This is a genomic window from Streptomyces sp. NBC_00012 (genome assembly GCF_045040875.1).
Lineage (GTDB): Bacteria > Actinomycetota > Actinomycetes > Streptomycetales > Streptomycetaceae > Streptomyces.
On sequence record NZ_CP108309.1, the window covers coordinates 5,024,888 to 5,050,590 of the forward strand.

General features: G+C 70.4%; 21 protein-coding genes. 17 read left to right on the plus strand and 4 right to left on the minus strand.

Annotated elements, in window-relative coordinates; genetic code table 11:
• Nucleotides 1-42: 42 nt before the first annotated feature.
• From mqnE to OHA19_RS23150, 4 genes are all read left to right on the plus strand, one after another.
• Nucleotides 43-1,206 carry an aminofutalosine synthase MqnE gene (gene mqnE, locus OHA19_RS23135; protein WP_093540068.1) on the plus strand — a complete coding sequence of 388 codons (1,164 nt, stop codon included), beginning with the start codon at nt 43-45 and terminating at the stop codon, nt 1,204-1,206.
• Between the two features lie 112 nt (nt 1,207-1,318).
• Nucleotides 1,319-1,846 carry a GNAT family N-acetyltransferase gene (locus OHA19_RS23140; RefSeq protein WP_405713741.1) on the plus strand — a complete coding sequence of 176 codons (528 nt, stop codon included), beginning with the start codon at nt 1,319-1,321 and terminating at the stop codon, nt 1,844-1,846.
• Nucleotides 1,847-1,996: 150 nt separating this feature from the next.
• On the plus strand, nt 1,997-2,251 hold the full coding sequence (locus tag OHA19_RS23145) for a DUF4229 domain-containing protein (RefSeq protein ID WP_405721580.1): 255 nt from the start codon (nt 1,997-1,999) through the stop codon (nt 2,249-2,251).
• Nucleotides 2,252-2,681: 430 nt separating this feature from the next.
• Complete coding sequence (locus OHA19_RS23150) at nt 2,682-4,025, plus strand: dicarboxylate/amino acid:cation symporter (protein WP_405751401.1); 1,344 nt, start codon at nt 2,682-2,684, stop codon at nt 4,023-4,025.
• Nucleotides 4,026-4,121: 96 nt separating this feature from the next.
• Here OHA19_RS23150 and OHA19_RS23155 read toward each other — a convergent pair whose 3' ends face one another.
• A complete protein-coding gene (locus OHA19_RS23155) occupies nt 4,122-5,231 on the minus strand; it encodes a glycosyltransferase (RefSeq protein WP_405713737.1) in 1,110 nt (369 codons plus the stop codon).
• A 333-nt stretch (nt 5,232-5,564) separates the two neighbouring features.
• On the opposite strand from OHA19_RS23155, the gene OHA19_RS23160 reads away from it, so the two are divergent.
• Together OHA19_RS23160 and OHA19_RS23165 are read left to right on the plus strand one after the other, a co-directional pair.
• Nucleotides 5,565-6,572 carry a collagen-like protein gene (locus OHA19_RS23160; RefSeq protein ID WP_405713735.1) on the plus strand — a complete coding sequence of 336 codons (1,008 nt, stop codon included), beginning with the start codon at nt 5,565-5,567 and terminating at the stop codon, nt 6,570-6,572.
• 208 nt (nt 6,573-6,780) lie between these two features.
• The gene (locus OHA19_RS23165; RefSeq protein WP_405721577.1) at nt 6,781-7,434 is read left to right on the plus strand and encodes a TetR/AcrR family transcriptional regulator; all 654 of its coding nucleotides are present in this window, start codon (nt 6,781-6,783) and stop codon (nt 7,432-7,434) included.
• Here the strand turns inward: OHA19_RS23165 and OHA19_RS23170 are convergent.
• Nucleotides 7,364-8,242, minus strand: a complete 879-nt coding sequence (locus tag OHA19_RS23170; protein WP_405751403.1) for a MaoC family dehydratase — start codon at nt 8,240-8,242, stop codon at nt 7,364-7,366. The genes OHA19_RS23165 and OHA19_RS23170 overlap by 71 nt on opposite strands.
• Before the next feature lie 91 nt (nt 8,243-8,333).
• Nucleotides 8,334-9,653 carry a 3-oxoacyl-ACP reductase gene (locus OHA19_RS23175; protein ID WP_405713731.1) on the minus strand — a complete coding sequence of 440 codons (1,320 nt, stop codon included), beginning with the start codon at nt 9,651-9,653 and terminating at the stop codon, nt 8,334-8,336.
• A 71-nt stretch (nt 9,654-9,724) separates the two neighbouring features.
• Between OHA19_RS23175 and OHA19_RS23180 the strand changes: the two genes are divergently transcribed.
• Both OHA19_RS23180 and OHA19_RS23185 read left to right on the plus strand, forming a co-directional pair.
• A complete protein-coding gene (locus OHA19_RS23180; RefSeq protein ID WP_405751404.1) occupies nt 9,725-10,993 on the plus strand; it encodes an acetyl-CoA C-acetyltransferase in 1,269 nt (422 codons plus the stop codon).
• A gap of 110 nt (nt 10,994-11,103) precedes the next feature.
• A complete protein-coding gene (locus OHA19_RS23185) occupies nt 11,104-13,011 on the plus strand; it encodes an AMP-dependent synthetase/ligase (RefSeq protein ID WP_405751406.1) in 1,908 nt (635 codons plus the stop codon).
• A gap of 83 nt (nt 13,012-13,094) precedes the next feature.
• Here the strand turns inward: OHA19_RS23185 and OHA19_RS23190 are convergent, their stop codons facing one another.
• Entirely contained in the window at nt 13,095-14,270 is a 1,176-nt protein-coding gene (locus OHA19_RS23190) for a glycosyltransferase (protein ID WP_405751409.1), read from the minus strand.
• Nucleotides 14,271-14,661: 391 nt separating this feature from the next.
• Between OHA19_RS23190 and OHA19_RS23195 the strand changes: the two genes are divergently transcribed.
• The 9 genes from OHA19_RS23195 (at nt 14,662) to OHA19_RS23235 (ending at nt 25,624) form a co-directional block, all read left to right on the plus strand.
• Entirely contained in the window at nt 14,662-16,371 is a 1,710-nt protein-coding gene (locus OHA19_RS23195; RefSeq protein ID WP_405751412.1) for an SH3 domain-containing protein, read from the plus strand.
• Between the two features lie 688 nt (nt 16,372-17,059).
• A complete protein-coding gene (locus OHA19_RS23200; RefSeq protein WP_405751415.1) occupies nt 17,060-17,923 on the plus strand; it encodes an oxaloacetate decarboxylase in 864 nt (287 codons plus the stop codon).
• 136 nt (nt 17,924-18,059) lie between these two features.
• Nucleotides 18,060-18,554: a hypothetical protein gene (locus tag OHA19_RS23205; RefSeq protein WP_405713720.1), complete on the plus strand. Its 495-nt coding sequence runs from the start codon at nt 18,060-18,062 to the stop codon at nt 18,552-18,554.
• 54 nt (nt 18,555-18,608) lie between these two features.
• Complete coding sequence (locus tag OHA19_RS23210; protein ID WP_405713718.1) at nt 18,609-19,139, plus strand: hypothetical protein; 531 nt, start codon at nt 18,609-18,611, stop codon at nt 19,137-19,139.
• A 106-nt stretch (nt 19,140-19,245) separates the two neighbouring features.
• Nucleotides 19,246-20,190, plus strand: coding sequence for an LLM class F420-dependent oxidoreductase (locus tag OHA19_RS23215; RefSeq protein WP_405713716.1), 945 nt, complete (start codon nt 19,246-19,248; stop codon nt 20,188-20,190).
• A gap of 10 nt (nt 20,191-20,200) precedes the next feature.
• A complete protein-coding gene (locus OHA19_RS23220) occupies nt 20,201-20,998 on the plus strand; it encodes an SDR family NAD(P)-dependent oxidoreductase (RefSeq protein ID WP_405713714.1) in 798 nt (265 codons plus the stop codon).
• A gap of 137 nt (nt 20,999-21,135) precedes the next feature.
• Nucleotides 21,136-22,257, plus strand: a complete 1,122-nt coding sequence (locus tag OHA19_RS23225; protein ID WP_405713712.1) for an LLM class flavin-dependent oxidoreductase — start codon at nt 21,136-21,138, stop codon at nt 22,255-22,257.
• Nucleotides 22,258-22,421: 164 nt separating this feature from the next.
• Nucleotides 22,422-24,161 carry an amidohydrolase family protein gene (locus OHA19_RS23230; protein ID WP_405713710.1) on the plus strand — a complete coding sequence of 580 codons (1,740 nt, stop codon included), beginning with the start codon at nt 22,422-22,424 and terminating at the stop codon, nt 24,159-24,161.
• Nucleotides 24,158-25,624, plus strand: a complete 1,467-nt coding sequence (locus tag OHA19_RS23235; protein WP_405713708.1) for an aldehyde dehydrogenase family protein — start codon at nt 24,158-24,160, stop codon at nt 25,622-25,624. Before OHA19_RS23230 ends, OHA19_RS23235 begins: the two co-directional genes overlap by 4 nt.
• Nucleotides 25,625-25,703: the final 79 nt, after the last annotated feature.

The window sequence follows — 25,703 nt, forward strand, 5'->3', positions numbered from 1 at the left end:
ACCGGGAAACGCACAGCACGTCGACAACTGGGAGGCAGCCGCATGGACGTCGGGCTCAAGCGCGAGCTGGAGGAGAAGGTCCGCGCAGGAGAGCGGCTGACCCGTGAGGACGGCATCGCCCTCTACGAGTCGGACGACCTGGCCTGGCTCGGCGGCCTCGCCCATGAGGTGCGCACGCGCAAGAACGGCGACGTCGTGCACTTCAACGTCAACCGGCACCTCAACATGACCAATGTGTGCACCGCGTCGTGCGCCTACTGCTCGTTCCAGCGCAAGCCGGGCGAGAAGGACGCGTACACCATGCGCATCGAGGAGGCCGTCCGCCTCGCGAAGGCGATGGAGGGCGAGAACCTCACCGAGCTGCACATCGTCAACGGCCTGCACCCCACCCTGCCGTGGCGCTACTACCCGCGCTCGCTCTCCGCCCTGAAGGAAGCCCTTCCGCAGGTCTCTCTCAAGGCGTTCACCGCCACCGAGATCCACCACTTCGAGACCATCTCCGGGCTCTCCGCCTCCGAGATCCTGGACGAGCTGATCGAGGCCGGTCTGGAGTCGCTGACCGGCGGCGGCGCGGAGATCTTCGACTGGGAGGTCCGCCAGCACATCGTGGACCACGCCACCCACTGGGAGGACTGGTCGCGGATCCACCGCCTGGCGCACGAGAAGGGGCTCAAGACCCCGGCGACCATGCTGTACGGGCACATCGAGGAGCCCCGGCACCGCGTCGACCACGTGCTGCGGCTGCGTGAGCTCCAGGACGAGACCGGCGGCTTCCAGGTCTTCATCCCGCTGCGTTACCAGCACGACTTCGTGGACATGAAGGACGGCAAGGTCCGCAACAAGCTCCAGGCGCGCACGACGATGGCGACCGGCGCCGAGGCGCTGAAGACCTTCGCGGTCTCGCGGCTGCTCTTCGACAACGTCCCGCACGTCAAGGTCTTCTGGGTGATGCACGGCGTGCAGACCGCCCAGCTCGCGCTCCAGCACGGTGCGGACGACATGGACGGCTCGGTCGTCGAGTACAAGATCACGCACGACGCGGACAACTACGGCACGCCGAACAAGCTCGGCCGCGAGGATCTGCTGGACCTGATCCGTGACGCGGGCTTCCGGCCCGTCGAGCGCAACACCCGGTACGAGATCATCCGCGAGTACCCGGGTCCGGACGCCGGCCGGCGCGAGTCGCCGCAGCCGATGCGCGTCTGACCCACGGGCCGTCAGCAGCCCTGTACGAGTAGAGCCCCGGCCGCCGGCCGGGGCTTTCTCGCGTGCTGGACATGGTTTGAGGCGGCGGTTCGGTAATGGTTACTCTGCACTTATGGCACTTACATTTGAGCTGGACCCCGAGATCGACGGCACGCTGCGGGACGGTATCGCCGAGTTGTGGACCGACGTCTCCAACGCGGGCGGCGCGGTCGGCTTCGTACCGCCCGTCACGGCCGACGACGTCCGGCCCGAGCTGGCCAAGCACCTGGTCGCCATGGCCGAGGGGCGCACCCGCCTGCTGATCGGCCGCGACGAGGGCGGCGCCGTCGCCGCCACGGGCTTCCTCGCCCTCAACACCCACCGGCTGATGACCCACTGGCTCTGGCTCTACACGGTGATGGTCCATCCCCGCCACCAGGGCAAGGGGTACGGGCGCGACCTCATGGACGCGGCCGCGCGGGCCGCCCGCGGGATCGAGGGCATCGAGGCCGTCCGGCTCACCTGCCGCGGCGGCACCGGCGTCGACCGGTTCTACGCCTCGTGCGGATACAAGGAGGTCGGGCGGGTGCCGGACGCGATCCGGGTGGCCGACGGGGACGACCGCGACGACATCGTCATGCTGCTGCCGCTCGGGCTCTGAGGCGCCCCGCACCCTTTGGTGGAGCCCTGCGAACTGATCGATTCCGGGGCATGCTTCACTGGTCGGGCAGGATCGAAGGACCGTCACACGTCGAGAGAGGGGCCAACTGTGTCCGCTGCCAAGCCGAGCGCGACCATTCGGTACACCGCGATGCGCCTCAGCATCTTCGTCGGCTGCTTCGCCGTCGCCGCCGTGGCCGTCCACTTCGGTCTGCTGCCCTCCGGGACGAACGGTTCCAATCTCGTCTGGGTGATCCTGCTCGCCCTGGTCCTGTCCGCGCCGCTCAGCTACGTACTGCTGCGCAAGCAGCGCGACGAGATGTCCGAGCAGATCGTGTCCACGGTCGGTCGCGCCAAGGACCGCCTCGAAGCGAACCGGACCCGCGAGGACCACGTCACCCAGTGACGACGGTGGCGACGACATGAAGGCTACGTAAGGACTACGTAAGCTTCCTCACATCCACCTGGTTTCCGTTCGAAACCCCAGCGCCGGAGCGCCCGCTCCTGTACTGGGGTTTTGTCGTTCCCGCAGAGGTCCGGGGCGCGGTGGCGGCGTCGGTGCCGGGCGGGCGGGGTCAAAGAAGAGCTTTGAGCTTCTCAAAGTTCAAGTGTTAACGTGTTCGACATGAAGACAGCAGTGCGCCATCGACACGCCGCGAGCGTCCCGCTCGTGGAGCGCCTGCATGTCGATCTCTGCCGCTGTATGTCCGCGGTCTGTTGCCGCAACGTCTGAACCGGCACCATGCAGCGGCGCCGCCCCTGACGCGGGCGCCGCACCCCCGTCCCCCGCACAGTCGCCCCCGTGCGCCCCGATGCGTCACATCTGGAGTGTGTCCGTGTCCGCGAATCCCGCGTCCACCACTGCCGGCAGTCCGTCCGGTTCCGGTTTCCGTATACCCAAGGTCCCGTTCTGGGCCCAGATAGTCGCCGGTCTCGTCCTCGGTGTCGTACTCGGCTGGCTCACGCGTACGTACGACATCGGCTGGCTCTACACCACGCTCGACAAGGTCGGCCACATCTTCGTCCAGCTGCTGAAGCTGGCCGTCGCGCCCCTCGTCTTCTTCGCGATCCTGGTGTCGATCACCAACCTGCGCAAGGTCAACAACGCCGCCCGGCTGGCCACCCGCACCCTGCTCTGGTTCATGATCACCTCGCTGATCGCGGTCGCGATCGGCCTCGCGATCGGCCTGATCACCAACCCGGGCGCCGGAACGGGCCTCACGCCGAAGGACGGCAAGCTGCCGGAGCACGCGGGCTCCTGGCTCGACTTCCTCACCGGCATCATCCCGGACAACGTGATCACCCCGTTCGCCGAGCTGAACGTGCTCCAGATCGTCTTCATGGCCGCCGTCGCCGGTATCGCCGCGCTCAAGCTCGGCGAGAAGGCCCAGCCGATCCTCACCCTCAGCGAGTCCGTCCTGGAGCTCCTCCAGAAGGCCCTGTGGTGGGTCATCCGCCTCGCCCCCATCGGCACCGTCGGCCTCATCGGCTACGCGATCGCCGACTACGGCTGGGACCTGATCGGCAAGTACGCCACGTTCACCGCCGACGTCTACATCGGCTGCGCCCTGGTGCTGTTCGGGGTGTACCCGCTGCTGCTCGCCACCGTCGCCAAGCTCAGCCCGGTGCAGTTCTTCAAGGGCGCCTGGCCGGCCATCCAGCTGGCCTTCGTCTCCCGCTCCTCGGTCGGCACCATGCCGGTCACCCAGAAGGTCACCGAGCGCCTCGGCGTCCCGAAGGAGTACGCCTCCTTCTCCGTCCCGTTCGGCGCCACCACCAAGATGGACGGCTGCGCCGCGATCTACCCGGCGTTGGCGGCGATCTTCATCGCGCAGATCTTCGACGTCCAGCTGGGTGTAGGTGACTACATCCTGATCGCGTTCGTCTCGGTGATCGGTTCGGCGGCCACCGCCGGTCTCACCGGTGCGACGGTCATGCTGACCCTCACGCTGTCGACCCTGGGCCTCCCGCTGGAGGGCGTCGGTCTGCTCATGGCCATCGACCCGATCCTGGACATGATGAGGACGGCCACCAACGTGGCGGGCCAGGCGCTGGTCCCGGTGATCGTCTCGGCCCGCGAGAAGATCCTCGACCACGACGCGTACAACTCGGCCACGTCCTCCCCGGTCGATGACGAGGTGCGCGAGAGCGACCCGCAGAAGGTGGCGGTCGCCGCGTAACCACGCGCACGCACGGCACACAGGAGCGCCCCCCGGTCCGCCTCGCGGCAGGACCGGGGGCGCTCTGTCGTTTCGTGTACTGCCCGGGGCGCGTGTCTACCGGGCTGCCCCGGCGGACGAGGCCGCCGACCTGGCTGGGCGGAAGACCGACGGCGGCTTCCGGGTGGCCAGCCGCTGCTCGGCGAAGTCCCGGTTGGCGCGCGTCTGCTCGCGGTAGGCGGCGGGCAGGTCCGGCATCGCCAGCAGGCGGTCACAGGCGCGGAGCGAGCCCGCGTAGTCGCCGACCCAGTAGGCGGTGATCGAGAACTCGAAGAGCAGGCCCCAGCGGTACACCCACGGCTGGACGAACAGCAGGTCGTCCTTCGGCGCTTCCCGGTCGAGCGCCGCGCAGACGAAGGCGTGCGCGGCGCGGTAGCGGCCGAGGCGGCGCAGCCGGGAGGAGAGTTCGTAGCAGGCTTCGAGCCGCTGCGGGCGTGATTCCCAGGCACGGGAGAGGGCGTCCATGGCGGCCGGCCAGTCGCCGGCCTCGGCCTTGAGGATTCCGGCCTGCAGCAGCGCGTAGTACACCTCCTCCTCCCAGCCGCCCATCTGCGCGCGGCGTTCGTACAGGGCGGCCGCCTTGGCGATGTCGCCCATGTCGCGCATGGTCTGTGCCAGGTAGAAGACCGTACGGGTGTTGGAGGGGTCGCGCTTCATCTCGGCGCCGAGCAGCCGGGCGTCGCGTTCGAACTTGTCGTGCCGCGAGCCGCCGTCGGCGTAGTCCTCGATGACGAGGGCGTCGAGATTCCGCTGGTCGTCACGCCCGTCGGCGGTGAGGTACTCATGGGTGACGCCCACGTACCGCCAGGGCATGTTGCCGCGGACCAGCCGCTTGATCCGGTACTCGGTCGCGCCCTCGTGCCGGAGCATGTACGAGTCGGCGGTCAGCGGGGGCAGTGGGCCCTCCCGGCGGATCACCAGGTCCGCGTCGAGGAGCAGCAGAAAGTCGGCCTTGCCGCGGGCGTGCTCGATGTTCAGCGTGCGGTTGTGGCCGAAGTTCACCCAGGGCTCCTCGTGGAGCTCGCCGGGGAGGCCGTCGAGTGCGCCCCGGATCAGTTGCTGGGTTCCGTCGGTCGAGCCGGTGTCGGAGATCACCCAGGTGTCGATCAGGCCGCGGACGGAGGCGAGGCAGCGTTCGATGACCGCGGCCTCGTTCTTGACGATCATGCACAGGCAAATAGACGGCTTCATAGCAGCACCAATTCCCGGCGGACAGGTGCGCGTGACCTTACGTACGGGGCCGAGCGGTGCGACTGCGGCACGCCGGAACAGCCCGAATGTACCACGGCGCGGACACCCGACCGGACGCGATCGATAGGCCAATGCGTTAAACAGCCCCGCTCGACCGTAAAGCGACCCCTGCCGCGACCCGATGAACCGACCGAAGCGTGAACACGCTTCGTGTGGCTTCACTTGATTCAGCTCTGGAAGGAGCAGTGAATGAGTCCTGAGAACAGGACCCGGTCCTCTCTCGGCCCGATTCCCCGGAGGCGTGCGTGGTTGACCGGTACCACGATCGCCTCGATCGCCCTCATCGTCACGGGGTTCGCGAGTCCCGCGGTGGCCGCTGGGCAGCAGGCGCGTCAGGCTGCCGGCAGCAGCGTCTCGGTTCCGTCGGGCGGTGACAATTGCAGGGTTGAGAAGCCCAAGAAGAAGAAGCCGAAGCAGCACAGGTCGGTTGCGGAGCAGGCGTCGGTTGCGCTCGGCGGCGGCGACAAGTGCAAGGTGGGCCCCACCGGGCCGACGGGGCCGACGGGTCCCAGGGGCCCGAAGGGCGACACGGGTGCCACGGGTGCCACGGGTGCGACGGGTGCGACGGGTGCCAACGGCGCGACGGGTGCGACGGGTGCCACGGGTGCGACGGGTGCCAACGGCGCGACGGGTGCCACGGGTGCCACGGGCGCGACGGGTGCCAACGGTGCCACGGGTGCCACGGGTGAGACCGGTCCCACCGGGCCTACTGGCGCGACGGGTGCCAACGGCGCGACGGGTGCCACGGGTGAGACCGGTCCCACCGGGCCTACTGGCGCGACGGGTGCCAACGGCGCGACGGGTGCGACGGGCTCCACTGGTCCCACCGGTCCTACTGGTCCCACCGGGCCTACTGGCGCGACGGGTGCCAACGGCGCGACGGGTGCGACGGGCCCCACCGGTCCCACCGGTCCCACCGGGCCTACTGGCCCCACCGGTCCGTGCTCCGACATCGACTCCCTCGACCCGAACAACTCGGAGGAGTTCAGCGCCGTACTCAGCGGCGGCAACGCGTTCGTCGGACGTCGGAACACCAACCCCGCGCCCCCGCAGGGGAATTACTCGTGGGTGAATCTTTCGAACAACGACAACTACCCGACCAACGCCTGTTCCATCTCCGTCGTGGATCACGGGAACGACTCCTACGTGAAGGTGCTGACCACCGACGGTCAGGTCTGGGAGACGCACGGGAACACCAACGGCACCAACTTCATCTGGACTGAGCCCTGGACGCTGGTGGTGTTGCAGCCGAGCTGACCGAACCGGGACAGTAACCGTGTGTGCTGTGCCCGCCGGGTTCCGGCGGGCACAGCACGCATTCGGCCCCGTCCGTGAACCTGCCACCCGGAGCCGGGCGGCCACTGCTCCGTACGACGCCGAGGAGACCCGCGCCGTACCCTTACCGGGGGGAGTGGCACACCGGGGGCGGGAGGAAGTCGACGTGGGTGCTGTGAAGAGCAGACGGATGCCGCGTGCCGTGCGTGAGCAGCAGATGATGGACGCCGCCGTGCGGACCTTCGGGCAGCGTGGATACCGTGCCGCGTCGATGGACGAGATCGCCGAGCTGGCCGGGGTGTCCAAGCCGCTGGTGTATCTGTACCTCAATTCCAAGGAAGAGCTCTTCACCGCCTGCATCCGGCGCGAGGCGAAGGCGCTGGTCGACGCGGTACGGGCGGGGGCGGAGCCGGGACTTCCGGCTGACCGGCAACTGTGGTCCGGACTCCGCGCGTTCTTCACGCACACGGCGGAGAACCCGGACGGCTGGTCGGTGCTGCACCACCAGGCGCGTACGCACGGAGAGCCCTTCGCCGCCGAGGTCACGGCGATGCGGGACGAGATCGTGGCGTTCGTGACGGGCCTGATCGGGGCCGCGGCGCGTGAGGCGCACCACGACCCGGCGCTGCCCGACCGCGATGTGTCGGGGCTCGCGCAGGCGCTCGTGGGGGCCGCGGAGTCGCTCGCCGGGTGGGCGAACGAGACCCCGGGCGTCTCGGCGAAGGAGGCCGCGGCCACCCTGATGAACTTCTCCTGGGCGGGGCTGGAGAACCTTATGAACGGCCGTCCGTGGCAGCCGCCGAACCGGGGCGGGGACTGGGCGGCGCAAGGGTCGTCCCGGTGAGGTGGACGCGGTCCGCGCCGCGCAGCTGGAAGCCGGTGGGGTCCGCCGCGTAGGTGACGGTGGCGGGCAGCAGAACGGGGGCCCGGAAGTCGGCCCGTACCCACCGGACTTCATCGGGTCGCGGCGCCTCGGCCAGGCAGCGGGCGACGGTCCACATGCCGTGGGCGATGGCCCGGGGGAAGCCGAAGAGCCGGGCGGTGAGCGGATACAGGTGGATCGGGTTGCGGTCGCCCGATGCGGCACCGTAACGGCGCCCCAGATCACCGGGGAGCCGCCACTCGGCGACGGCGGGCAGCTCGGCGACCGGGCTCGGGGCAGGGGGCGGGGCAGGGGCCCCCGTGGTGACGGTCGCGCGCGTCGCGTGCCGGGAGAGGTAGCCGCTGCGGGACTCCCAGACCAGCTCGCCCGCCAGCCGCGCCTCGGTGACCACCGTGACCTCGGTGCCACGGCGGTGTGGCGTCAACTCCTTGGCGTACACCGTGAGTTCGAGCAGGTCGGTGGGGTGCAGGGGGCGGTGCCGGGTGATCTCGATCCAGGTGTGGACGAGACCGACGACCGGCAGCGGGAACCTCCGGGCGGTCATCAGCCGCATGGCGAGCGGGAAGCCCAGCACGTGCGGGTAGGTGAGCGGCAGGGTGTCCGGCTCAGCGAAGCCGCAGATCCGGCGGTACGAGGCGAGCGGGGCGGCGGCGATCGGTGCGGCCGGGAGCACGGCCCGGTCGGCGGGCAGGGTGACCCCCGGGCGGCCGGCCCTCTTGAACGGGGACGTGACAGCTGCCCGTACAAGTGACACGTTCAGATTCGGCATGGGTTCACATCCCTGCCGGGGTGGCCGGCCCCCTTGAGCGGGGACGTGACAGCTGCCCGTACAAGTGACACGTTCGGATTCGGCATGGGCGTCACGCCCCCAGCAGGCTCTGGCCGCAGACTCGTACGACCTGGCCGTTGACGGCGGTCGAGGCGGGCTGGGCGAACCAGGCGGTGGTCTCGGCGACATCGACCGGGAGGCCGCCCTGCGCGAGGGAGTTCATCCGGCGGCCCGCCTCGCGGATGAAGAGGGGGACGGCCGCGGTCATCTTCGTCTCGATGAAGCCGGGGGCCACCGCGTTGACCGTGACGTCGTGGTCGGCGGCGGCGCGCGGGGCCAGTGAGCTGACCAGCCCGATGATGCCCGCCTTGCTCGCCGCGTAGTTCGTCTGGCCGTTGTTGCCCGCGATGCCGGCGATGGAAGCGGTGGCGACGATCCGGCCGCCGCGGTTGAGGGTGTCCGCCTTCAGCAGGGCGTCGGTGGTGCGCAGCACGCTGTCCAGGTTCACGTCGACGACCGAGGCCCACCGTTCGGCCGGCATGTTGGCGAGGCGGCGGTCGCGGGTGATGCCCGCGTTGTGGACGAGGACGTCCAGGCCGTCGGGGGCCGCTGCGGCGATCCGTTCCGCGGCGTCGTCCGCGGTGATGTCCAGCGGCAGTGCGGTGGCGCCGAGCTCCTCGGCGGTACGGGCCAGCTCCTCGCGCACCTGCGGGATGTCCAGGCAGACGACCCGGGCGCCGTCCCGGGCCAGCACCGAGGCGACCGAGGCGCCGATGCCGCGCGCCGCACCGGTGACCAGCGCGGTGCGCCCGGCGAGCGGGGCCGCCCAGTCGGCGACGGGGCCGGGGGCGGCCGAGGTCAGCTCGATCACCTGGCCGCTGACGTACGCGGAGCGGGGCGAGAGCAGGAACCGCAGGGTGGATTCGGCCGCGTCGACGGCTTCCGGCGCGATACGGAGCAGCTGTACGGTGGCGCCCCTGCCGATCTCCTTGCCCAGCGAGCGTACGAACCCTTCCAGCGCCTGCTGGGCGGCGGCCTGGTGGTGGTCGTCGGCCGACGGCCGTACCCCCAGCACCACGACGCGCCCGCCCGGGGCGAGGGAGCGGACCACCGGGTGCAGTGCCGCGTGGACACCGGCCAGCTTGCCGGGGGTGTTGACGGCCGTCGCGTCCAGCACGATCCCGGCGGGGCGTTCGGCGCTCCCGGTGACTTCGAGGCCGGTGGCCGCGAGGAGCGCGCCGAGCTCCTCGGTGGCCGCGGAGTCCCCGGCGGTGAGGTGCAGCAGCGGGCCGTCCAGCGTCGGGGCCCCGGGTGACCAGCGGCGCAGCGGGGCGGGCTGCGGGAGCCCGAGCCGCCGGGTCAGGAAACGGCCGGGTGCTGTGCCGGTGAAGTGCAGATAGCGGTCGGCCATTGTCCAGACTCCCTGCTCGGTCGTAGATTTACTCCGGAGTAAGGTTACTCAAGAGTCAGGAGCTGGTCGAGATGATCCCCCTCGAACTCCCGCAGCCTCGCAGGGTCGCGGTCATCGGTGGCAGCCGCGTACCGTTCGCGCGCTCCGACGGCCCGTACGCGAACTCTTCCAACCAGCAGCTGCTCACGGCCGCGCTGGGCGGCCTGGTCGAGCGGTTCGGGCTCCAGGGGGAGCGGGTCGGCGAGTTCGTCGCGGGCGCCGTGCTCAAGCACAGCAGCGACTTCAACCTGGCCCGGGAGACCGTGCTCGGCTCGGCACTCGACCCGCGCACCCCCGCGTACGACATCCAGCAGGCGTGCGGCACCGGCCTCCAGGCGGTCGTTGCCGCCGCGAACAAGATCATGCTCGGGGCGGTCGACTCGGCGATCGCGGGCGGCACCGACACCACGAGCGACGCGCCCCTCGGCGTCAACGACGAGCTGCGCAGGCTGCTCCTCGCCGCCCGGCGGGCGAAGTCGGCGGGCGGCAGGATCAAGGCGCTCGCGGGCATACGTCCCCGCCACCTCGTCCCGGACATCCCGCGCAACGCGGAACCCCGCACCGGCCTCTCGATGGGCGAGCACGCGGCGGTCACCGCCCGCCGGTGGGGGATCACCCGCGAGGACCAGGACCTCCTCGCGGCCACCAGCCACCAGCGGCTCGCGGCGGCGTACGAGCGCGGCTTCCTGGACGACCTCGTCGTCCCGTTCCAGGGCCTGGCCCGTGACCAGAACCTGCGCCCCGGCTCCACGGCCGGGAAACTCGCCACGCTGAAGCCGGTGTTCGGCACCGACCACCCAGGCGCGACGATGACCGCGGGCAACTCCACCCCGCTCACCGACGGCGCCGCGACCGTACTGCTGGCGAGCGAGGAGTGGGCCCGCGCGCACGACCTGGAGCCGCTCGCCCATCTCTCCCTGTACGAGACCACCGCCGTCGACCACGTGAACGGCGACGACGGGCTCCTGATGGCGCCCGCGTACGCCGTACCGCGCCTGCTGGAGCGCGCCGGGCTCACCATCGAGGACTTCGACCTGTTCGAGATCCACGAGGCGTTCGCCTCCCAGGTGCTGGCCACCCTCGCGGCCTGGGAGAAGCAGGGACTGGCCCCCGTCGACCGGGACCGGCTCAACGTGGCGGGATCGTCGCTCGCCACCGGCCACCCGTTCGCCGCGACCGGCGCCCGGATCGTCGCCACCCTCGCCGAGCTCCTGGCGGAGCGCGACGGACCGTCCCGGGGCCTGATCTCGATCTGCGCGGCGGGCGGCCAGGGCGTCACGGCCATCCTCGAACGCCCCTGACCCCCGTCCCGAGGCGTCCGGCACGCCCCCGACGCCTCGGCAGCCTCGGACGAACCGGCCGCCGGACGGGACCCGGCGAGATCACCCGACCCCACGTTGAGGAGCCGCACGTGTCCACGTCACCCACCGCCCCCGCCGCCGTCCCCACCCTCGTCGAGCCGACCAAGGTCAGGGCCGCGGACGGCTCGGTGCGGCAGGTCTCCGTACCGCCGGCCGCGCCGCCCGTCCGCCGCGGCTCGCTCGCCGAGATCCCGTTCGACAACGCCCGCGAGGCCCCCGCCGACGCCGTGCTCAGCCGCCAGCAGCCGGACGGCAGCTGGCGGGACGTGACGGCGGCGGCCTTCGCCGAAGAGGTGCTCGCCGTCGCCAAGGGCCTGATCGCGGAGGGCCTCGGGGCCGGCGACCGGATCGCGATCATGGCCCGGACCACCTACGAGTGGACCCTGCTCGACTTCGCGGCCTGGGCCGCCGGGCTCGTCACCGTCCCCATCTACCCGACCTCCTCCGCCTTCCAGGCCCGCTGGATACTCCAGGACTCCGGCGCCGTCGCATGCGCCGTCGAGACCGCGGACCAGGGCCGGCTGATCAGCCAGGAGCGCAAGCAGCTCGGCGACCTGGACCACCTGTGGCAGTTCGACACGGGCGTGCTCGGCCGGCTGAAGACCCTCGGCCGGGACGTCCCCGACGACGCCGTCGCCGCCCGCCGCGCCACCCCGGAACCGGAGACCCCCGCCACCCTCATCTACACCTCCGGCACCACCGGCCGCCCCAAGGGCTGCGTGCTCAGCCACGGCAACTTCTTCGCCGAGGTCGACAACGCGATCGAGCTCCTCCACCCGGTCTTCAAGTCGGTCAGCAAGGACCCCGCCTCCACCCTGCTCTTCCTCCCGCTCTCCCATGTCTTCGGGCGGATGGTCGCGATCGGCTGCCTGCGCGCCCGGGTCCGCCTCGGCCATGCCCCGTCCATCCAGACCGAGGACCTCCTCGCCGGCCTGGCGGGGTTCAAGCCGTCGTTCCTGCTGGCCATCCCGTACGTGCTGGAGAAGGTCTACAACACCGGCCGGGCCACCGCCGAGAAGATGGGCCGCGCCTCGTCGTTCGACCGCGCCGCCCGGATCGCCCAGCGGTACGGGGAAGCCGTCGAGGCCGCCGAACACGGCACCGGCACCGGCCCCGGGCTGGGGCTGCGGGCCGCTCGTGCCCTGTACGACCCGCTGGTCTACCGCCGGATCCGGGCCGCGCTCGGCGGCCATGTCCGGTACGCGATCTGCGGCGGCTCCCCGCTCGGCCACCGGCTCGCGGCGTTCTACGCGGGCGCGGGCATCGAGATCTTCGAGGGCTACGGCCTGACCGAGACCACCGCCGCCGCCACCGTCACCCCGCCGCTCAAGCCGCGCCTGGGCACCGTCGGCTGGCCGCTGCCCGGCACCGCCGTGCGGATCGCGGACGACGGAGAGGTGCTGCTCAGCGGTGGTCAGGTGTGCCAGGGCTACTGGGACGCCGAACGGGGCCGGCCGGTACCCGTGCAGGAGGGCGGCTGGTTCGCCACCGGGGACCTGGGCGCGCTCGACGAGGACGGCTACCTCACGATCACCGGCCGCAAGAAGGACATCATCATCACCTCCGGCGGCAAGAACGTCACCCCCGCGCCCCTGGAGGACTGGCTGCGCGCCCACCCCCTGGTCAGCCAGTGCATGGTGGTCGGCGACAACCGCTCCTTCATCACCGCCCTGATCACCCTGGAGCCGGACGGGCTCGCCCACTGGCGGCAGATGAAGAAGAAGCAGCACGTGCCGATGCGGGAACTCGTCGACGACGAAGAACTGCGCACGGCGCTGCAACGCGCCGTCGACGAGGCCAACCGGCTGGTCTCCCGCGCGGAGTCGATCCGCAAATTCGCCGTCCTGCCGGTGGACTTCACCGAGGAGGGCGGCCATCTGACGCCCTCGCTGAAACTGAAGCGGGACGCCATCGCGCGGGACTTCGAGGCCGAGATCGAGGCGCTGTACCGGAAGTGAGCGCACCGGCCGCGACGCGGCGTCGCGGAGGCGGCCTCTTCCGCCTCCGCGCCCGGATTCCCCTCAGTCGTCCCGCGCGCCCGTCATGTGGTGCGCGGGCGGGCAAAGGCGGCAGGCGTCGACCGGCCGGTTCCCGCCGCAACGCGATCGGCCGCGAATCTGCGGTTGCTGATGGTCTGCTCACGGTAGCCGGGCGGAAGGTCGGGCAGGGCGAGGAGACGATCGCAGGAAGCCAGTGATCCGTGCGCGTCTCCGGTCCAGTAGGACGTGATGGAGTGCTCGAAGAGCAGACCCCAGCTGTAGACCCAGGGTTCCACGAACAGCCAGTCCCGGGGCGCGGGGCGGTTGAGGCCGGCGACGGCGAAGGCATTGGCGGCTTGATGGCGCCCCTTCTTCCTCAGCCGGAAGACCAGTTCGTAGCAGGCCTCCAGCCGCTGCGGCCGGCTTTCCCACGCATGGGTGAGAGCCTCCAGGGCGCCGGGCCAGTCGCCGCTGTCGGCCTTGAGCACCCCCACCTGGAGCAGGGCGTAGTACACCTCCTCGTCCCATCCGCCCATGCCGGCCCGGCGTTCGTACGCCGCGATCGCGTCCCGGGTCTCACCCATGTCGCGGAGGGTTTGCGCGAGGTAGAAGACGGTGCGGGGATTGTCCGGATCGCGCTTGAGGTCCTCGCGCAGCAGGCGGACGTCCCGGGTGAACTTGTCCCCGCGTGAACCGCCGTCGGCGAAGTGATCGATGCTGAGAACCTGGAGATCGGCGACGCTGTGCTGCTGGTCGGTGGTCAGGTATTCGTGGGTCGCGCCCTCGTACCGCCACAGGATGTCCCCCTTGACCAGCCGGGGAATGCGGTATTGGAGAGCACCGAGATGGCGCAACATATAGGAATCGGCGCTCAGTTCGGAAAGCGCGGACAGTTTTCCCTCGCGCCGGACGGCCATATCGGCGTCGATGAGGAGGAGATAGTCGGCCTTGCCGCGTGCGCGCTGGATGTTCAGGGTGCGGTTGTGGCCGAAGTTGGTCCAGGGATCCTCGTGGAGTTCCCCCGGAATCTCCTTGAACGTGGCGCGGATCAGGTCCTGGGTGCCGTCACGCGAGCCGGTGTCGGAGATGACCCAGGTATCCACCAGGTCGCGTACGGAGTTCAGGCATCGCTCGATGACCTTCGCCTCGTCCTTGACGATCATGCACAGACAGAACGACGGCCTGCCGTGCGGAGTGGCCGGCCGCTTTTCGGCAGGGTGGTCGATCAGATCTTTCATTAGATCTTCCAATCTTGCTTTTACGGGACAATGCCCCATTGAATTGGTGCGGCATGCGAGCCCGGCCATTGCGGCCACCGGAGGAAAGCGGCGCCAATGCGCCGGAAACAGCTGACCGCGTCACGGCGCAGAATGTGCGGAGGCGCACAGATGGAACGGCCGAAATTACCAATAGCCTCAATTAGGCTGAAAACAGGGGCAGATGGCCGCGTTCTCCTCACTCGCAAGGGGTGTCGCCTGTGTTCGGACGGCGGATCAGCGCGTGGCGCATATGCCGATACCCCTCCGCACCTGTCACATTCACGGCTCCAACTCCACGCGGAACTGGTAAGGAACCGAGATGCACAAATCGCGAAGCTGGGACATTCTGTCCCGCTCGACTCTGGGTGCCATGTCGCTGGGTATGACTCTGGCGCTGTGCCCCATCAACGTCGCTCACGCGGCGCCGAACCCCACGGGTACGCAGGCGGCCGACCGAGTGATGGCCAGCCGGGTGCTGGCAAGCGTGTCCGGGACGGTCATCTCCAACACCTCTCAGAACATCCGCAGCGGTCCCACCACTCAGTCGGCGATCGTGGGCAGCGTGCCGTCCGGCGGCCAGGTGTCCATCGCCTGCCAGGTGACCGGTCAGAATGTCGGTGGCAACAACCTGTGGTACCTGCTGTCCAACGGCAGTGGGTGGATGAGCGCCCGATACATCTCGACGCAGACCACCGTGCCGTTCTGTGACGACTACCCGGGGACGGGCGACACCGGTCCGACGGGGCCCACCGGCCCTACCGGCCCGATGGGGCCGTCGGGTCCGACGGGTGCGACGGGTCTGCAGGGTGTGACGGGTCCGACGGGTGCGACGGGTTTGCAGGGCCTGACGGGTGCGACGGGTGCGACGGGTCTGCAGGGTGTGACGGGTGCGACCGGTGCGACGGGTGCGACGGGTTTGCAGGGCCTGACGGGTCCGACGGGTGCGACGGGTGCGACGGGTGCGACGGGTTTGCAGGGTGTGACGGGTGCGACGGGTGCGACGGGTTTGCAGGGTGCGACCGGTGCGACGGGTGCGACGGGTCTGCAGGGTGTGACGGGTCCGACGGGTGCGACGGGTTTGCAGGGTGCGACCGGTGCGACGGGTGCGACGGGTCTGCAGGGCCTGACGGGTCCGACTGGTGCGACGGGTGCGACGGGTTTGCAGGGCCTGACGGGTCCGACCGGTGCCAACGGTGCTGATGGTGCGACGGGTGCGACTGGTGCGACTGGTGCGACTGGTGCGACGGGTCTGCAGGGCCTGACGGGTCCGACCGGTGCCAACGGTGCTGATGGTGCGACGGGTGCGACCGGTGCGACGGGTGCGACGGGTCTGCAGGGCCTGACGGGTGCGACTGGTGCGACGGGTGCGACGGGTTTGCAGGGCCTGACGGGTCCGACCGGTGCTGATGGTGCGACGGGTGCGACTGGTGCGACGGGTGCGACGGGTCTGCAGGGCCTGACGGGTGCGACTGGTGCGACGGGTGCGACGGGTTTGCAGGGCCTGACGGGTCCGACCGGTGCCAACGGTGCTGATGGTGCGACGGGTGCGACTGGTGCGACTGGTGCGACGGGTTTGCAGGGCCTGACGGGTGCGACCGGTGCCAACGGTGCTGATGGTGCGACGGGTGCGACTGGTGCGACGGGTGCGACGGGTTTGCAGGGCCTGACGGGTGCGACCGGTGCCAACGGTGCTGATGGTGCGACTGGTCCCACCGGTCCGACGGGTCCGACCGGTGCCAACGGCACCAACGGCACCAACGGTGCCGACGGGGCTACGGGTGCCACCGGTCCTGCCGGTCCGACCGGTCCGACCGGGCCTGTCGGCCCGTCCCAGACTGCCACCAGCGCCGCCACGCCCATCCCCGCCGGGGGCAGCATCCAGGACATCACGGCCACATGCCCTGCCAACACCGTGCTGACCGGCGGAGGTGCCGTGAACCAGCTGCAGAACGACGACATCCACTGGACCGCGAGCGCTCCGGACACCACGACCAACAGCTGGCACGTCTCCGCGTACAACAGTGGCGCCACCCCGCAGACCGTTCAGTCGTACGCGGTCTGCATTCCCGCCACTCCGTGATCTGACAGGTTCTGAGGGGGACGGACAGGAAGCCGCCCAGAGTTCGGGACAGCCCCGGTCGCTGCCACAGCAGAGAAGGTCTTCTGTTGTGGCAGCTTCATTTTGTGTTCGTCGAGACGGGTGACCGGAGCCCGAGGCGATCACGGGACGGCTGGAAAACTATGTGGAGTTTTCCGTTCGAACAGTTCGACCGATGGATCTGTCATCGTCGTTCCTTCAAGGGGTGGAACGTTACTTCTCAAGCGGTCCGGTGAGATGCCGGACGGTGCCCTTCGGTGCCGCCGCTCCAGCGGTCCCGTAGAACGTCAACATGGTGCATGCACCAGGCATTCAGTGCTTTCCCGAGTTGTTGTTTCGGATGATCCGAAAGGAAGCGTCCACCGGATTCCGCGCGCCTGCAACAGGCCCCCGGCGTACACCCGAGAGGCCTCGCACGCAGGGTAAAAAGCGGCGAGTCCCGGAGTAAAGACTCGGTCACGACTGTATAGATATACGAGCCGTCGCAAGACGGCAGTTTTCTTACGTCCCGTGCGGTCGGAACGCCGCTGCCTTTTTGGCGGGCGAGTCCGCGCGTGGTGTTTCCGCACCCGCGGCATCAGTGGCTCCGGGGCCCGGCGTCGACGGAGCCCGCAGCGCCCGGGACGGCATCGCTCAACACCCGTTCATCCATTGGTCAAGGAGAGACGCTGTGAGTTACGGAACTGCGCTGAGGGACGAAGTCCGGTCCCCGGGAACGACTCCGCTCATCGGTATTTACGACATGTACTCGGCCTCCGTCGTGGCCCGCCACTACGACGGATTCTTCGTGTCCGGCTTCGGCTTCGCCGCCTCCCACTACGGGCTGCCCGACATCGGCTTCATCGCCTGGCCGGACATGGTGGCCTTCGTGGAGCGGCTGCGGCTGGCCTTCCCCTCCCACCACCTGCTGGTGGACATCGACGACGGCTACGTCGACCCCGAGGTGGCCTGCCACGTGGTGCAGCGACTGGAGAGGATCGGCGCCTCCGGCGTCATCCTGGAGGACCAGAAGCGCCCGCGCAGGTGCGGCCACGCGGACGGCAAGCAGGTGCTGCCGCTGGAGGAGTACCTGGAGAAGCTCAACCTCGTGCTGGAGAGCAGGCGGGACCTGGTGGTCGTGGCCCGCACGGACGCCACGGAGGAGGACGACATCCTGCGCCGCGCGGAGGCGCTGGCCAAGACGGACGCCGATGTCGTCCTGGTCGACGGGGTGCGCAGCGTCGAGTGGATCAAGCGCATCCGGAACGTGGTCGGCGACAAGCCGCTGCTCTTCAACCAGATCGCGGGCGGGAAGTCCCCCAGGCTCTCGCTCTCCGAACTGACCGACCTGGAGTGCCAGGTGGCCATCTACAGCACCCCCTGCCTCTTCGCCGCGCACGCGGCCATCGACAGCGCGCTGACGGACCTCAAGCGGTCCGACGGGCGGCTTCCCGAGTTCGTGCCCTCAGAGGGCATCGGGGTGCAGCGCTCGACGGAGCTGCTGGAGAAGAACATCAGCAGGCACCACCCCGTCCGCGAGCCCGCGACCGTCTGATCCGGATGTCGCGCCGGGTGCGGTCGGCCCGGCTGGTCACCGAACCGTCCGAATGCCGGGCCCCCGGTGGTGCGTCACCGTGCACCGCGGGGCCTCGGCGCCATGTGCACCACAGGCAAGAAGGAAGAGCAGGAACATGGGATTCACCTCGTCGAAGGCGCGTGCGGTCCTGGTGATCGCCCTCGGGGCGCTCTGCCAGGGCCAGTTGGCCGCCGGAGCGGCCTGGGCCGACGCCCCCGACGGCGGCATGGAGACGCACCACGGTCCGTCCCTGGTCACCATCGACAACTCCAACGCCGACTCCTGGCTGGAGGTGGACCGGACGCTCAATGTGCTGGGCCCCCTGAGCAAGGGCACGGCGGGCAGCGACCACGACGGCGGCGGGGGCGCCATCGACCAGAACGTGTCCTCCTCGCAGGGCGTGGGCGTCCAGGCCGCGCCGGACGAGAACGAGGACGAGGGCGACGAGGACGAGAGCGAGGGCGCGGCGCCGGGGAGCGATGCGGCTCCCGAGAGCGCGGCGACCGGCGGGGACGACTACGAGGGCGACGCCGATGCCGAGGCGGGCCGCCCGTCGGACGCGGCGCCGGACGCGGCGCCGGATCCCGCCACCGCTCCGCCCCTGCTCTGACCTCCGCGGAGACGCCCGCTCCGCCGTGCGAGGCTGGGCCCGGAGGTGGTGACCGTGGGAGGGTCGCGAGGCGAGGGAAGGGTCCCCGGCGGGCGCCTGGTGCTGCACCGGTTCAACGGGGACGAGGAGTACCGCCTCGACACGGCGGTGGTGCGGGTGATCCGCTCGTACGAAGGCGGCACGGACACGGGGGTGACCGTCTGGTTCGAGGCCCTGGCGGACCCGGACGCCGCGCGCCGCTGCGAGGACACGGCGGACGCGGGCGCGGCCCCGTCCGCCGAGGTGGGCGTCGCCATGACGGAGGCCGAGGCGGACATCGACCGGCTGGTCGGGCGTACGTTCCTGATGCCCGGGGCGGCCGAGGGCGAGGACTCGGCCATGTCGCTGCTGTACTACTTCGAGCACGAGTCGCTGCGGGACAACCGGATCACGGTGGTCTCGCGCGAGGGCGGGCTGCTCCGGCTGCGCTGGACCGGGGAGTGCGACGACGTGAACTTCTACGACGGGAGCAAGGCCCCGACCCGGCTGGAGATCGAGGGCGAGTTCCTGTTCCGGGACGCCGACGGCGGGTCCCCGGCCCCGTAACCGCTCCTTCCCCGCCCCTTGCCTGATGAGGCGTCAGGTATCACGATGGCCCCCGCGCCCCGTCAAGTGACGGTGTGTCAGATGCCGCCGGGGAGGAGGCCGTTCGGTGCCTATATCGACCACCGGGCCGCTGTCGTACGGGATGCAGCTGCCGATCCAGTCGCAGAGCACCATCTACGCCGAGGGGTGGGAGGCGGAGGCCGGTCCGGACGACCTCGCCGCGATAGCCCGGACCGCCGACCGCTCCGGCTTCGCCTATCTGGCGAGCTGCGACCACGTCGCGATCCCGAGGCGGCTCGCCGGGGTCATGAGCACCGTCTGGTACGACCCGGTCGCCACCCTCGCCTATCTCGCCGGGATCACCGAGCGGGTTCTGCTGATGAGCCATGTCGCCGTCGTCGGCCTGCGGCACCCGCTGGTCACGGCCAAGCAGTACGCCACCCTCGACCACCTCTGCGGCGGCCGGCTGATCCTCGGCGTCGGCGCCGGGCACGTGGCGGAGGAGTTCGAGGCGCTCGGCGCCGACTTCGACGGGCGGGGCCGGGTGCTCGACGAGACCATCGACGCGCTGAAGGCGGCGCTCGGCCCGGAGGAGTACCCGGAGTTCGCGGGGGAGCGGATCTCCTTCGGCGGCCTCGGGCAGCTGCCCCGACCGGCCCAGGAGCGGGTGCCTGTCTGGGTGGGCGGCTCCTCGCCGGCCGCGGTGCGCCGGGCGGCCGTGCGGGGTGACGGCTGGCTGCCGCAGGGCGATCCCCGGGAGAAGCTGCCCGCGCAGATCGCCCGGCTGAAGGAGCTGCGGGAGGCGGCCGGGGTCGAGGACCCGATCGTCATCGGTGCGATCACCGAGCCGCTGTACGTCGGTGAGCCGGACTGGTCCGTCGGGCGGCGCACCCTCACCGGAAAGCCGGAGGCCCTCGCGGAGTCGCTGCGCGCGTACGGGGCCATGGGCGTCCACCAGATCCAGGTGCGGTTCCGCAGCCGGAGCCGCAGCGAACTGACCGACCAGATGGCGGCGTTCGCCGCCGAGGTCGCACCCCATCTCGACAGGTAGGAGTCAGGCCATGGGCAAGCTGGACGGGCGGGTCGTACTCATCAGCGGTGCGGCGCGCGGGCAGGGCGAGCAGGAGGCGCGGCTCTTCGCCGCGGAGGGCGCGCGGGTGGTGATCGCCGATGTGCTCGACGAGCAGGGCGAGGCGCTGGCCGAGGAACTGCGGGGCGAGCTGGGGAAGGACGCCGCCAGGTTCGTTCACCTGGACGTGAGCCGGGAGGAGGACTGGCAGGCCGCGGTCGCCGCCGCGAAGGACGCCCACGGGAAGATCGACGGGCTGGTCAACAACGCGGGGATCCTCCGCTTCAACGAGCTGGTGAGCACGCCGCTGGAGGAGTTCCAGCAGGTGGTGCAGGTCAATCAGGTGGGCGCGTTCCTCGGGATCAAGAACGTCGCGCCGGAGATCGAGGCGGCGGGTGGCGGGACCATCGTCAACACCGCCTCGTACACCGGGCTCACGGGCATGGCGTTCGTGGGCGCGTACGCCGCCACCAAGCACGCGGTGCTCGGGCTGACCCGGGTGGCCGCGGTGGAGCTGGCCGCGAAGGGGATACGGGTCAACGCCGTCTGTCCCGGGGCCGTGGACACCGCGATGACCAATCCGGCGGCGCTGGACCCGGCCGCGGACCCGGAGGAGTCCAAGGCCGCGGTGGCCGAGCTGTACCGCAAGCTCGTGCCGCTGGGGCGGATCGGGCAGCCGGAGGAGGTGGCGACGCTGGCGCTCTTCCTGACGTCGGAGGACTCCTCGTACATCACCGGGCAGCCGTTCGTCATCGACGGGGGATGGCTGGCGGGCGTCAGCCTGTTCTGAGGCCCGCTCCTGGCCGGGGCCCGCTCCCGGATGATCTGACGATGCGTCAGCTATTGACGGGTGCGGGTGCCGGTGGAACAGTCGGACACATCACGATCTGACGGAGTGTCAGAAACGATTGAGGACGGTGAACCCCCTTGGAATTCGGGCTCTTTGTACAGGGGTACGTGCCCGCCGCGCGGGCCAAGGTCGACCCCGAGGCAGAGCACAAGGCGCTGATCGAGGAGACCGAGTACGTCATCCAGGCGGACAAGTCCGGCTTCAAGTACGCCTGGGCCTCCGAGCACCACTTCCTGGAGGAGTACTCGCACATCTCGGCCAACGACGTGTACCTGGGCTACCTCGCGCACGCCACCGACCGCATCCACCTCGGGTCCGGCATCTTCAACCCGCTGGCCCCGGTCAACCACCCGGTGAAGGTGGCCGAGAAGGTCGCCATGCTCGACCACCTGTCGGAGGGGCGCTTCGAGTTCGGCTCGGGGCGCGGCGCCGGCAGCCACGAGATCCTGGGGTTCATGCCGGGCATCACCGACATGAACCACACCAAGGAACTCTGGGAAGAGACCATCGCCGAGTTCCCCAAGATGTGGCTCCAGGACGAGTACGTCGGCTTCCAGGGCAAGCACTGGTCGCTGCCGCCGCGCAAGATCCTGCCCAAGCCGTACGGGAAGTCGCACCCGGCGATGTGGTACGCGGCCGGGTCGCCGTCCTCGTACGCGATGGCGGGCAAGAAGGGGCTCGGCGTGCTGGGCTTCAGCGTGCAGAAGGTCTCCGACATGGAGTGGGTCGTCGAGTCCTACAAGACGGCCGTCAAGGAGGCCGAGCCCGTCGGGGATTTCGTCAACGACAACGTCATGGTCACCTCCACGGCCATCTGCGCCGAGACGCACGCCAAGGCCGTCGAGATCGCGGTGGGCGGCGGGCTGAACTACCTCCAGTCGCTGCTCTTCCGCTACCACGACACCTTCCCCCGGCCGGAGGGGATACCGGAGTGGCCCGAGCTGCTCCCGGAGTACACCGAGGAGATCATCGAGCTGCTGATCGCCGAGGAGCTGATGATCTGCGGCGACCCGGACGAGGTGCTGGCGCAGTGCAAGCGGTGGGAGCAGGCGGGGGCGGACCAGCTGAGCTTCGGGCTGCCGATCGGGGTGAGCCGTGAGGACACGCTGAACTCGATCAAGCTGATCGGTGAGCACGTGATCCCGAAGATCGACACGGACCCGGTGCACCGGACCTCGCGGTTCCGGAACGCGGCGTAGTGGTTCCGGGGCTCAGCCCCAAAACCCGCTCCTCAGGCGCCGGAGGGGCTTGATCCTCGAAGCAGCGGCGTCTTCCCGGACCGCCGCTCCGTGCGGCCGGGGTGCGTACCGCGGCCGTGCGCACCCCGGCCGCACACCCACCCACCGCAGAAGGGAACCCCGTCATGCTCGACCACCTCATCCGCGGAGCGACCGTCGTGGACGGCACCGGCGGGCCCTCGTACCCCGCCGACATCGGCATCCGCGACGGCCGCATCGCCGTCGTCGCCGAACCGGGCACGCTCACCGAGGAGGCCGTCACCACCGAGGACGCCACCGGTCTCGTCCTCGCACCCGGGTTCGTCGACCCGCACACCCACTACGACGCCCAGCTCTTCTGGGACCCGTACGCCACCCCGTCCATGAACCACGGCGTCACCACCGTCGCCGGGGGCAACTGCGGGTTCACCCTCGCCCCGCTGCACCCCGAGCGCCCCGAGGACGCCGACTACACCCGCCGGATGATGTCGCGGGTGGAGGGCATGGCCCTCAAGGCGCTGGAGGAGGGCGTCGACTGGACCTGGTCCAGTTTCCGCGAGTACCTCGACGCCCTCGAAGGGCGGATCGCCGTCAACGCCGGGTTCATGGTCGGGCACTGCGCCCTGCGCAGGCACGTCATGGGCGCCGACGCGGTCGGCGGGCAGCCCACCCCCGAGCAGCTCGACGCCATGCTCGCGCTGTTCCACGACGCGATGGACGCCGGGGCCTGGGGGCTGTCCACCACCCAGTCCGCCACCCACTCCGACGGCGACGGGCAGCCCGTCGCCTCCCGGCATGCCCTCCCCGAGGAGCTCCTCGCCCTCTCCCGGGCCGTCGGCGAACACGAGGGCACCCAGCTCGAAGCGATCGTGGCCGGCTGCCTCGACCAGTTCGCCGACGAGGAGATCGAGCTGCTCGTCGACATGAGCGCCACCGCCGGACGCCCGCTGAACTGGAACGTCCTCACCATCGACGCCGCCGTCCCCGAACGCGTACCGCGTCAGCTGGTGCCCAGCGAACGGGCCCGCCGGGCCGGCGGCCGGATCGTCGCGCTGACCATGCCGATCCTCACCCCGATGAACATGTCGCTCGGCACCTTCTGCGCCCTCAACCTCATACCCGGCTGGGGCGAGATCCTCGCCCTCCCCGTCCCCGAGCGCATCGAACGGCTCCGCGACGCCGCCACCCGCGCCGAGATGCTCCGCCGCGCCGACAGCAAGGAGGCCGGAGTCTTCCGTCGCCTCGCCGACTTCGGCCGGTACGTCATCGGCGACACCTACAGCGCGGCCAACGAAGGACTGACCGGCCGCGTCGTGCGCGACATCGCCGCCGAGCGGGGCCTGGACCCCTTCCACTGCCTGGTCGAGATCTGCGCCGCCGACGAGCTGCGCACCGTGCTGTGGCCGATGCCCACCGACAACGACCCCGCCTCCTGGGCGCTGCGCCGCGAGACCTGGGAGCACGAGGACGTCATGCTCGGCGGCTCCGACGCGGGCGCGCACCTGGACCGGATGTGCGGTGCCCCGTACACCACCCGGTTCCTCGGCGACTGTCTGCGCGGGCGGGGGCTCGTCCCCCTGGAGCGGGCCGTGAAGATGCTGACCGACGACCCCGCCCGGCTCTTCGGCCTCCGCGAGCGGGGCCGGATCGAGGAGGGCTTCCACGCCGACCTCGTCCTCTTCGACCCGGAACGCATCGACGCCGGGCCCGCCACCCTCGTCCACGATCTGCCCGGCGACAGCCCCCGGCTCGACTCCAGGGCCATCGGCATCGTGTCGGTCCGGGTCAACGGGGTGGAGACGCTGCGCGACGACAAGGTGACCGGCGCGGTCCCCGGCACGGTGCTCCGTTCCGGCCGCGACACCCGGACGGTGAGCACGGTATGAGCGACGACGGAAAGCGCCGCCTGTTCATCGGCGGCCGGTGGACCGAACCCGACCACGGCCACTACGAGGTGATCGACCCGGCCACCGAGGAGGTGGCCGGCCTCGCCCCGGAGGCGAGCCGCGAGCAGGTGTACGCGGCGGCGGCCGCGGCCCGGGAGGCCTTCGGCACCTGGTCCCGCACCCGCCCCGAGGAGCGGGCCGAGATCCTCGACCGGGCGGCCGGTCTGATGCTGCGCGACCTCGACGGCAACGCCGCGCTCGCCCGAGCGGAGAGCGGCGCCACCACGGCGACGGCCCGCGGCATGCAGGTCGCCGTGGGCGCCGCCCGCTTCCGCCGGTACGCCAGGGGAGCGCTGGAGCCGGTCGAGGAGGCGATCACGCCGCAGATCAACGAGGCCGGGCCGATGGGGCGGGCGGGGGTCTTCGGGGCCCTGGCCGTGCGCCAGCCGGTCGGCGTCGTCACCTGCATCACCTCGTACAACAACCCCTGGGCCAACCCGGCGGGCAAGGTGGCGCCCGCGCTGGCCATGGGCAACACGGTCGTCGTGAAGCCTGCCCCGCAGGACCCGCTCTCCGTCTTCCGGATGGCCGAGGCGCTGGAAGAGGCGGGCGTTCCGCCGGGCGTCGTCAATGTCGTCACCGGATCGGGCCCGGAGGCGGGCGAGGCCGCCGTCGACTCCCCGGACGTCGACATGGTCAGCTTCACCGGCTCCACGGCGGTCGGGCAGTGCATCGCCGAGGTGTGCGGGCGCGGGATGAAGCGGCAGCTGATGGAGCTGGGCGGGAAGGGCGCCGCGGTCGTCCTCGACGACGCGGACCTCGACTCGGCGGCGGCGGGCATCGGCACCACGTTCTCCTTCTACAGCGGACAGATCTGTACGGCTCCGACCCGGGTCCTGGTCCAGCGCGATGTCCATGACGCGCTGATCGAGAAGCTCGCCGCTTACGCCGGTTATCTGAAGGTGGGTGATCCGGCGGCCAGGGGCACGGTCGTCGGCCCGGTCATCTCGGCCGCCCATCGCGACCGCGTCGAGTCGTACGTGGAGCTGGGCCGGAAGGAGGGGGCGAGGGTGGTCACGGGCGGCGAACGCCCGGCCGGACTCGACCGCGGTTTCTATATCGCCCCGACCCTGCTCGCCGACTGCACCAACGAGATGCGTGTCGTCCGCGAGGAGATCTTCGGTCCGGTCGTCGTGGTCGTCCCCTTCGACGACGAGGAGGAGGGCATCGCGCTGGCCAACGACAGCGACTACGGGCTGATCGACTACGTCTGGTCCTCGGACGTGGCCCGCGCCTTCCGGGTGGCCCGGCGGCTGCGGGCCGGCGGGGTCGGCGTGAACACCATCGGGCGGAACATGGAGGCCCCGTTCGGCGGGTTCAAGAAGAGCGGTGTCGGGCGCGATGTCGGCTCGTACGCACTGCACGCGTACAGCGAGCTCCAGTCGATCGTCTGGCCCGGCTGAACCGTCTCGCGACCGTGGGTGTCCGCTGAGCGGACACCCACGGGAAAATTTGAAACACCATAAAGCGGACACTGCTGCG

What these genes read in the sequence shown, in the direction of transcription:
- mqnE (WP_093540068.1), top strand. Translation starts at nt 43, where the DNA reads ATGGACGTCGGGCTCAAGCGCGAGCTGGAGGAGAAGGTCCGCGCAGGA.
- OHA19_RS23140 (WP_405713741.1), top strand. Translation starts at nt 1,319, where the DNA reads ATGGCACTTACATTTGAGCTGGACCCCGAGATCGACGGCACGCTGCGG.
- OHA19_RS23145 (WP_405721580.1), top strand. Translation starts at nt 1,997, where the DNA reads ATGCGCCTCAGCATCTTCGTCGGCTGCTTCGCCGTCGCCGCCGTGGCC.
- OHA19_RS23155 (WP_405713737.1), bottom strand. Translation starts at nt 5,231, where the DNA reads ATGATCGTCAAGAACGAGGCCGCGGTCATCGAACGCTGCCTCGCCTCC.
- OHA19_RS23165 (WP_405721577.1), top strand. Translation starts at nt 6,781, where the DNA reads ATGCCGCGTGCCGTGCGTGAGCAGCAGATGATGGACGCCGCCGTGCGG.
- OHA19_RS23170 (WP_405751403.1), bottom strand. Translation starts at nt 8,242, where the DNA reads ATGCCGAATCTGAACGTGTCACTTGTACGGGCAGCTGTCACGTCCCCG.
- OHA19_RS23175 (WP_405713731.1), bottom strand. Translation starts at nt 9,653, where the DNA reads ATGGCCGACCGCTATCTGCACTTCACCGGCACAGCACCCGGCCGTTTC.
- OHA19_RS23180 (WP_405751404.1), top strand. Translation starts at nt 9,725, where the DNA reads ATGATCCCCCTCGAACTCCCGCAGCCTCGCAGGGTCGCGGTCATCGGT.
- OHA19_RS23190 (WP_405751409.1), bottom strand. Translation starts at nt 14,270, where the DNA reads ATGAAAGATCTGATCGACCACCCTGCCGAAAAGCGGCCGGCCACTCCG.
- OHA19_RS23195 (WP_405751412.1), top strand. Translation starts at nt 14,662, where the DNA reads ATGTCGCTGGGTATGACTCTGGCGCTGTGCCCCATCAACGTCGCTCAC.
- OHA19_RS23205 (WP_405713720.1), top strand. Translation starts at nt 18,060, where the DNA reads ATGGGATTCACCTCGTCGAAGGCGCGTGCGGTCCTGGTGATCGCCCTC.
- OHA19_RS23220 (WP_405713714.1), top strand. Translation starts at nt 20,201, where the DNA reads ATGGGCAAGCTGGACGGGCGGGTCGTACTCATCAGCGGTGCGGCGCGC.
- OHA19_RS23230 (WP_405713710.1), top strand. Translation starts at nt 22,422, where the DNA reads ATGCTCGACCACCTCATCCGCGGAGCGACCGTCGTGGACGGCACCGGC.
- OHA19_RS23235 (WP_405713708.1), top strand. Translation starts at nt 24,158, where the DNA reads ATGAGCGACGACGGAAAGCGCCGCCTGTTCATCGGCGGCCGGTGGACC.